General features: G+C 44.9%; 8 protein-coding genes. All 8 read right to left on the minus strand.

What is annotated here, in order from left to right; genetic code table 11:
* On the minus strand, positions 1-1,299 hold a 1,299-nt coding region (locus BACCELL_RS18275), incomplete at its 3' end, for a glycogen/starch synthase (RefSeq protein WP_007213460.1).
* A gap of 316 nt (positions 1,300-1,615) precedes the next feature.
* A complete protein-coding gene (locus BACCELL_RS18280) occupies positions 1,616-2,080 on the minus strand; it encodes a V-type ATP synthase subunit K (protein ID WP_007213461.1) in 465 nt (154 codons plus the stop codon).
* A 43-nt stretch (positions 2,081-2,123) separates the two neighbouring features.
* Positions 2,124-3,929, minus strand: a complete 1,806-nt coding sequence (locus BACCELL_RS18285) for a V-type ATP synthase subunit I (protein ID WP_007213462.1) — start codon at positions 3,927-3,929, stop codon at positions 2,124-2,126.
* Positions 3,926-4,531 (minus strand): V-type ATP synthase subunit D, encoded by a 606-nt coding sequence (locus BACCELL_RS18290; protein WP_007213463.1) that lies wholly within the window; start codon positions 4,529-4,531, stop codon positions 3,926-3,928. Before BACCELL_RS18290 ends, BACCELL_RS18285 begins: the two co-directional genes overlap by 4 nt.
* Positions 4,532-4,556: 25 nt before the next feature.
* Complete coding sequence (locus tag BACCELL_RS18295; protein ID WP_007213464.1) at positions 4,557-5,885, minus strand: V-type ATP synthase subunit B; 1,329 nt, start codon at positions 5,883-5,885, stop codon at positions 4,557-4,559.
* Positions 5,886-6,004: 119 nt separating this feature from the next.
* Complete coding sequence (locus BACCELL_RS18300) at positions 6,005-7,759, minus strand: V-type ATP synthase subunit A (RefSeq protein WP_007213465.1); 1,755 nt, start codon at positions 7,757-7,759, stop codon at positions 6,005-6,007.
* A gap of 18 nt (positions 7,760-7,777) precedes the next feature.
* Positions 7,778-8,620: a DUF2764 family protein gene (locus tag BACCELL_RS18305; protein ID WP_007213466.1), complete on the minus strand. Its 843-nt coding sequence runs from the start codon at positions 8,618-8,620 to the stop codon at positions 7,778-7,780.
* 11 nt (positions 8,621-8,631) lie between these two features.
* Complete coding sequence (locus BACCELL_RS18310; protein ID WP_007213467.1) at positions 8,632-9,222, minus strand: hypothetical protein; 591 nt, start codon at positions 9,220-9,222, stop codon at positions 8,632-8,634.
* Positions 9,223-9,489: the final 267 nt, after the last annotated feature.

Here is a 9,489-nt window from a genome sequence, read left to right on the forward strand (position 1 = left end):
ACTAAGATCTTCTCCTAATATCAAATCGTAATATTGCTTGTTTATAATGCCATCTTTTCCGTCGAGATAGCAGGGAACAAAAATAATCTTCACCTTATCCTCAGGACGGTTGCTCATGCCCATATACTTCAGCATGTCCAGCACTTGATCATGCGTCATGTTGTGCAGCCAGTGAGTAATCAAAGGTACTTCCAGCGGAGTAGTGAATTTCTCCTTGCTCTTGAGACGCTGTTGCAGGTCTTCACGGGCATCACCTACCCATCCTGGCACATTGATAAACGCCAATACATTCTTCTCCAGGTTCTTATCACGGTTCAGCCGATTCAGTGATTCAAGAAAGACATCGATGCCTTTGTTCTTAAACTCATAACGACCGCTGGTACCGATAATTAACGTATCATCACCCATATCCGTACCCATCAGGCAATTGGCAACGCGCAACATGGTAGATCTCGCACGTTTGCGTTTTCCGGTAAACGTCGTTCCTTTCGGCACAAAATCATCTTCAAAACCATTCATAAGCACTACATCGGCAGGCTTATCAAGCAATTCCTTGCACTCGTTATTTGTGATTTCACTCACAGTCGTAAAACAGTCTACATAGTGCGCAGTCTGTTTTTCAATGGAGTGTTTGGATTGCATATTGAGCTCTTCCGCCATCTGATCGCCATTATAAGCGAAGAGATAATCGTAAAGAGGCTTATTGTTACCTGCAATGGAACGTCCGATGGACGTGGCATGCGTGGTAAATATCGTAGCGATTTCAGGAACAGCAGTCTGCAAATAGAGGGCTCCCATACCGGTCATCCACTCATGTGCCTGATAAATCACTTTATCTGTCTCCGTCAGGTTGTAGCGATAAAAACTCTCTACTACTTTTCCGGCAGCATACGAAAACATGGATGCTTCATCATAATCACCGTATGCATGCAGTGAATCCACCTGATAGCGGTTCCACATTTCTGTATAGATATCATTCTTCAGTGCGAAAAACGGTTGGAAATCAACCAATATAACGATCGGATTGCCCGGAATGTTCCAGCGTCCTACACGGACGGAAAGGTTATCTTGCTCAGCTGCATGCTTTCTCCATGCTGCACAAAGGTTATCGGACTCGATAAACAAAGGATTCTCTTTACCCTGCCAAAAATCAGGCCCTATAAAAAACAATCTATCATGAAATTTTGCCTGCAAGGTATTTGCTCGCGTGGACAAAACCGTATAGATACCTCCAACCTTATTACATACTTCCCAGCTTGACTCGAAGATGTAGTCGGGGGTTAACAGCTCTTTAGTCATATTACTTTTAATCTCTATTACTTAATACCGGCTGCAAAAATACACATTATTCTTTGAAAAATAGCCTATTAATCGAAAAAACTAATGAAATATGCATAAACAATCGTTTGCGAAAAATAGTTAGAAGGGCAGTTCACTGTCTCAAATGCCACACCTCGTTAAGTGAAATGCCACACTTCGTGTCTTGTTAAGTGTGGCATTTCACTTAACGAGGTGTGGCATTTGCCTTGTTCAAGTGTGGCATTTGGAAACAATAAACCCAGGATCATCACCGGAATGACAACCCTGGGTTAGCAAATTATTCAGAAATAGATTCTTATGCAACCAGTGCGCTACCAATCAAGAATGTTGCAGCCAAAGCAACGATAGCATAAAGTTCCGGGAATACGGCAAGGATCAATGTATTGCTGAATACATCGTGACCTTGTCCGATAGCTGCGATACCATTTGCACAAACCTGTCCCTGACGGATAGCTGAGAACAAGGCAACCAATCCCAAGGCGATACCTGCACCAAGAATAGCGGCAGCCTGGATGGCTGTCATTTCAGGAGTAAGGATACCGAAAATAGTCTGGAACATAAAGTAACCGGCAAAACCATACAAACCCTGCGTACCGGGAAGTGCTGTCAATACGAGGAAGTTTCCGAATGCACCGTCGTTCTTCTTCAAAGCACCGATAGCTGCGTTACCGGCAATCGTCACTCCATAGGCACTACCGATGCCAGACAAACCAATCATTACTGCGATGCCAATGTAGGCAATCAATAAGTTCATTTCCATAATCTTACGTTTTTTATTGTTTTAATTTTTAATTCTATAATTGTTATTTTTTAAATGGCTTATATTCTTTTCCGCCTCCTTCATAACCGGAATTCTTAAAGAACTCCACGAAAGTCAGACGCATGGGGTGAACCATCGCACCCAGTACATTCATAAACATGTTAATGGCATGTCCGATAACGAATATCAGTACCATCACAATCGGACCGACAATCACATTGTCAGGGCTCATGCCCACAGCCAGACTGTTGAATACTCCCGCAAGGATACCTCCCGACAGACCGAGGGCAAACAGACGAACATACGAAAGCACGTCGCCCAGCAAACCCGTAGCCATGTTGTAAGAATCCCACAAACCCAGTCCGATATTCATAAACACGTTCTTACCGGGACTGTTGAAGAGAAATATCATAACGGCAGCCACACCAAGAATGCACAGATGTACCGTACCACCCAACGGCATCACTTCGGGCAACATGAATCCTACTCCGCAGGATATCAGCAACACAATCCAACCGATAGTGGCTACGGCATACTTAAAGCCGAACTGTATAGCCTGATTGACTGCTTTCAGTATCATACCGAAGAGAATCTGAATCACACCGAGTATCAGTGACAACTGGAACATGGCATTATTATCCATGAACAAATGATCCTTCATATACTGCAAGAAAGGTATGTTTATGTCATAGAGGCTCACTCCGAAGAACGTACCCGTCAGCATTCCACAGAGGAATGTAGAAGCAGCCAATATCTGTATCAATGAAAGAATCGGCTTCATCGTAGCACTGATATTCTTGGCGAACATACGGTACAGCGTAGCAGCAAGGAACAGGAACAACCCGTAACCGGAGTCGCCCAGACACAACCCGAAGAACACCATAAAGAACGGTGCAAAGAACGGTGTCAGATCCAACTCACTGTATTTCGGAAGCATGTAGAGTTTGCATATCGGCTCAAACCAGGCAAAGAACCCCTTATTGTTCAATTGGATAGGCACATTATCTTCCGGTGTCGGATTCGTAATCTCATAATAGATATGCTGTTCATCCAGCCATGCGGCAATTTCCTTTTCTTTGGAAGCCGGCGCCCAGCCTTGCAGCAACATTAGTTTTTCTCCAGCTGTAGCCTCTGTGTTCAGTATCACCTGAGAAAACTCTATTTCAGTGTTCACCTCCTTCAAGGCTGCTTGTAATGAAGGTTGTTCCTTCTCAGCAAGCACAGCCAGCTTTTGGTCATTGTCCGCCAAAGCCTGTTCAGTCTCCTGACAAAGTATCTGCACACGGGTCAATGAATAAGGAGGTAACTTTATCTGCTCTGCATCCAAATCTACTTCCACTTCATTCTTAGTTACAGTAATGAAATAGATACGTGAGGATACACAATTGATAATCATCGCATTATAAATCTCCTCCCAAGCTTCGTCATAGCTACCTTCCGAGCAACAGTAAAAGTTTACCGTAAAGCCGGCATCATGCAGAAGATTCAGACTTTCAGGCTCGAAATCACCCCAGGGTTCCAGGGCAGCTTTCTCCTTCTGATAGTTTTGCAACTGTTGTTGCAGCTTGGTCTTTTCACTTTGCAACACATCCACTTCGTCCAGCACTTCCAGCCCGCGGGCAGCAGAAGCGGGTGTAGTTTCCTTCGCTTCGCCCAAGCCATGCAGCATTTTCAATGTTGCCTGCAAACGCGAAGAAAGCCGGATGCTGTCCTGCAACTCTGCATTATCAGCTACTCCCTGCTGTTTTTCAGCCACGTGCACTACTCCAAGTTCGCGCACTCCGTTCAGAAATGCCTCGTACTCCTTATGATATACAAGGAATGTGAGCTTCTTCATTTTTGTAATCATGCTTCTGCCTCCTTCCTACTCTCTTGATGGGATTTCATGATTTTCTGCGATGACTTGGAGAGGTTCTCCTCGTCTTCCATGAAGCGCTTGATCTTTCGCAGAGCATCCTGATAGCCTGGAATCTGCACTTTCTCAAAGAGGTTTACCTTTTGGGTAGTCTTTTTACGTGCATGTTCCAGCAAGCCCAGTTTGGCGACGATAAACTCCCGTTCGATAGCCGTCTGTGCCAACACCTTGAGCAAATGTATGCCGTCGGCATACCATTTGGGGGCATTGAACAGGCTGTAGGGGCGTATTTCGAAATCAACGTTTTCGAGCAACGGCACCCGTACACCGGCAATCTTCTTCACGCCGAGATGTACATCGCTCACCTTTATCAATGAGGAGTCAAACTCATTCCAAAGGGCGAACATCGCTTCGTAGGCCTGGATTTCCCGTTCCAACTTCTCATCCAGCGCGGCAGCTTCTGATTTGCAGCGCTTCACTTCCATGCGTAGTGCACTCTCCTTATTCTTGATAATAGGGAGTGTACGTACCCGCACTTTCAGTTGCTTTTCCAACTGCTGGAGGGAAGTTTTATTATATTGAAACTTTATAGCCACTTTATTAGTGATTAGTTGTTAGTGATTAGTTATTTGCTTTTGGCCAAAACTCGTCAACCAATTCTTTCTTGATATTCACTTCTTCCGGACGGAAATACTTACCGAACAGGCTCCAAGCCACGTCGAGCATCTCAGTTGTATCGAGGTTCACATCAATAGCCAGCAATTGGTTGGAGTAATCCTTGGCAAATGCAAGGGTACGTTCGTCATAATTTGTCAGGTCGAAACCGTTCTCCAACTTCGTCTTGGCGTTGGCAGCATCGGCGTACAGACGTACAGCAGCATTCATCACCTGCGGATGGTCTTTACGCGTCTTCTTACCTGTAACGAGCTGTTTCAGACGGGACAGTGAACGGAACGGGTCAACGATAACCTTACCGATATCTGTATCACGACGCAGGAACAACTGACCTTCCGTAATGTAACCCGTATTATCAGGCACAGCATGCGTAATATCGCCACCGGACAATGTTGTCACTGCGATAATGGTAATGGAACCACCACTTGGGAACTGTACTGCCTTCTCATAAATCTTAGCCAAATCCGAATAAAGAGAACCCGGCATAGAATCTTTTGAAGGAATCTGGTCCATACGGTTGGATACAATCGCCAACGCATCAGCGTAAGAGGTCATATCAGTCAACAGTACCAATACCTTTTCATTATTGTTCACAGCGAAATATTCGGCTGCCGTCAACGCCATATCCGGAATCAGCAAACGTTCTACCGGAGGATTCTCCGTTGTATTCATGAAACTGACGATACGGTCGAGCGCACCGGCGTTGGAGAATACATTCTTAAAGTACAGGTAGTCATCGTTCGTCATACCCATACCGCCCAGGATGATCTTATCCGTCTCGGCACGAAGTGCTACGTTCGCCATTACCTGGTTAAACGGCTGGTCAGGGTCGGCAAAGAACGGAATCTTCTGTCCGGATACCAGCGTATTGTTCAAGTCGATACCTGCAATACCAGTCGCAATCAGTTCCGACGGTTGCTTACGGCGTACCGGGTTCACAGACGGACCACCGATTTCCACTTCCTGACCTTCGATAGACGGACCACCGTCAATCGGATCACCGAAAGCGTTGAAGAAACGTCCCGCAAGCTGTTCGCTCACTTTCAGCGTAGGCGACTTGCCCAGAAATACTATCTCCGCATTGGTCGGGATACCTTCCGTACCCTCAAATACCTGCAAAGTCACATCGTCACCGGCAATCTTCACCACCTGGGCGAGCTTGCCGTTTACGGTTGCCAACTCATCATACCCTACCCCTGCTGCCTTCAGCGAACACGTAGCTTTCGTAATCTGAGTGACCTTGGTATATATTTTTTGAAATGCTTTTGTTGCCATCTATTTATTTACAATTTAGCAATTTACAATTTACAATTTTCGCATTCTAACTTTTTACCACCTACACACACATGCCGAACGGCAAATTGTACCTTGTAAATGGTAAATTGTACTTTTCCTTAGGCTTTACGTTCTTCAATCAGTTCCTGCAACTGCTTACGGAATCCTTCATATTCTTCTGATTTGAACTTCGAGTAGTTCATCTGCTTACAGATATTGATCATTTTCTTAAAATAATCCATTACTTCATTGAAGTTATCGAATTCAAACTCCGTATGACAGATATCAATAATCATGTTCAGGATATCTTCCTGACGCTCCATCGGCGTTACAGCGTCAATTTCGTCGAAAGCATCCTGTTGCAGGATTACGAAGTCGATCAATTCTGATTTCCAGAATGTTACATGATATTCTACAGGTACACCGTCATCACCCAGGATATTGATCTGTTCGGCAATCTCCTTACCGCGTTGCAAGCGGTTTTTGATTTCATTCACCTTACCGATCCACTCGCCATTGATGTGAGTTTTGATATATTCCTCAAATTCAGGATATTCGATATATTTAGAATAAGAATCAATCGGATTCACGGCGGGATAACGCTTCTTGTCGGCACGATCCTGCTCAAGAGCGTAGAAACAGCGGGCTACCTTCTTCGTATTCTCCGTTACAGGCTCTTTCAAGTTACCACCGGCAGGAGACACCGTACCGATAAAGGTAATAGAACCCGTTTCACCGTTACCCAGCACCACATATCCGGCACGTCCGTAGAAATTGGAGATGATAGAAGACAAGTCCATCGGGAATGCGTCAGGTCCAGGCAACTCTTCCATACGATTGGACATCTCGCGCAAAGCCTGTGCCCAACGGGAAGTGGAGTCAGCCATCAACAATACCTTCAGACCCATGCTACGATAATACTCTGCAATCGTCATAGCCGTATATACAGATGCTTCACGGGCAGCTACCGGCATGTTCGAAGTATTAGCGATAATGATTGTACGCTCCATCAACTTACGTCCGGTATGCGGGTCAACCAGTTCCGGAAATTCCGTAAAGATTTCCACAACCTCATTGGCACGCTCACCACAGGCAGCAATGATTACGATATCCGCCTCCGCCTGCTTTGAAATGGCGTGCTGAAGCACCGTTTTTCCCGTACCGAACGGGCCGGGGATAAATCCCGTACCACCTTCTACGATAGGATTCACGGTATCAATGACACGTACACCCGTTTCCAACAGTTTGAAAGGACGCGGTTTTTCTTTATAATTCGTCATGGCGCGTTTCACCGGCCATTTCTGTATCATGTTCACATGGATGTCATTCCCTTCTTCGTCAGTCAGTACGGCTACGATATCTTCGATGCTGTACTCACCTTCGTCTACGATGGATTTCACGGTACATACACCCTTTTGAGTGAAAGGCACCATGATTTTCAGGGGTTGGAAGTTTTCATCCACTTGGCCCAGCCAGGCAGCAGCTTCCACTTTATCACCCACTTTCACCAGAGGCATAAAGTGCCATCTGCTTCCCTTGTCCAGCGGATAGGTATATTGTCCGCGTTTCAGGAAGACTCCATCCATCTTATCGAGGTCATTTTGCAGACCGTCATAGTTTTTCGAAAGCATACCCGGGCCTAATGTCACCTCAAGCATGTGTCCGGTAAATTCGGCTTCAGCCCCTACTTTCAGTCCGCGGGTGCTCTCAAACACCTGCACGTACACATGGGTACCTACCACCTTAATCACCTCCGCCATCAGTCGGTCACCGCCGGTCGAGATGTAGCAAATCTCGTTCTGTGCCACCGGGCCGTCAACGACGAGGGTTACCATGTTGGCGATAACGCCACTAACAGTTCCTTTTGTTGCCATATAATTATGTTATTTATTTTATCTGAATTCTGCGGGAATCTGCACTTCATCCTTCAGCGTTGCTATGATGCTGCGGAACAGCTGATTACCCTTTTCCTTATCCAAAGAAATCCACCGTTCTATCATTTCCAGTTGCAGCAGAAAAACGAACAGACGCTCTACGGTGAAATAGTTGAAGAAGGTAGCTTCTTCCATCCAATTCCAACGTAACTGGTCAATTTTCTTTTCCCGTTCCACTAACTCTTCGGTTTCACTGATCTTCACCAACTGATCCAGGAAGTCCACCTCTCCTGTCAGCCCGAAATCACGGGCACCGGATGTACGCAAAGCCTCGCACACTTCCATATCTCCCACTATCAGCGGAGCGATATCCATCTTGAATTTCCGGGCAGTCAGTGCCACCAGCACATTGTTCATTGTCAGATTGAACGCAAACCAGGAAGACACGAACTTATTCCTACACTTCATTGCATACGCATAGTAAAGCGCAGCCAGACGATCCTCATGCAGAAAATCATCCTCGGCAGGAGTATTGAAATATTCTGAAATAAAAGTGGAGAGATAGGAAGGAAATACGGCATCAGCCACCTCGTCACCATCTTTAAGCGATGAGATAAACTCAGCCAATTCTTCTGCGGAATAATTTCCACGAGAGTCAATGGCAGCGTCTTTATCCTTTAGTAATTTCAGAACGTTCGCATTGTCAAACTTCAGATAAAACAGGTCAATCAACCGTCTATCTTCGTCGGACAAATCCGGATACAGTTCCGCTTTGAAATCAGCTACCGTATAGCTCAGTTTGCTATCCTCCAAAGTGAGTTCGGGCAAACCGGCTACCAAGTAGTAATAGTATTTACTCATATCCTGTGGTTTTAGAACAGCATTTCCACTAATTGCGGACGCAGGAATTCTTTGAAGTAATTCATAAATTCTTCTTCACCGAAGTTTACTTTGTACGAACCATCGGCAGGCGAAACGGTGAACAACGTCTTATTACCATTTACCTGTTCTATTTTCACACCTTTATCCAGCAACGCTTTTGCTTGTGCGGCGAAGTATTTCTTCAGGCCGTCGGCATCGGCGGTAGAGATCACGATAGGCTCGTTCACACTCCATTTGGAAGCTAATGCAACTATGAAGGCGTTCAGATAATCCTTATCGGCAGCAAATGCTTTCACATCCGCATTGACAATCTTATCCGTCACAAGTGTAGCGATTTCAGACTTCAGTGCATTCACTGCCTGGCCGGCGAATAATTTTAATTCCGACTTGGTATTTTCTGCCAGTTCATCGGCAGACTTACGAGAGGCAGCCACAATTGCTTCAGCTTCTTTACGAGCGTCTTCCACAATTTTCTTGGCTTCATCTTGAGCGTTAGCGATAAGTTTCTGGGCCTCAGTGTTACCTTTTTCGACCCCCTCGCGGTAAATCTTATCAGTCAACTCTTGAATTTTGTTTTCCATATACACAGGAGTAATTTTAATAATTATATAATTGCGATTTTTTCCCTTTTTATTAGATTCGAGTCCAAAAGTACTAAAATCCCTTAGAAAAAAGGGGGAAAGAATGGAATAAAAACGTCCTATTTTTCAAAAAAAGCCTTTTTATACCATTTTTATTCTGTAAAGATAAGGATGAAGTTTCAAACTAAAAAGAAATTGCTTGCTGAAAAAGGAAAATAGAAGGTTCAAAGAGGAAAAAAAGCTACTGAAAGTAACCATTATACAAAC

This window comes from Bacteroides cellulosilyticus DSM 14838 (assembly GCF_000158035.1).
GTDB classification, from domain to species: domain Bacteria; phylum Bacteroidota; class Bacteroidia; order Bacteroidales; family Bacteroidaceae; genus Bacteroides; species Bacteroides cellulosilyticus.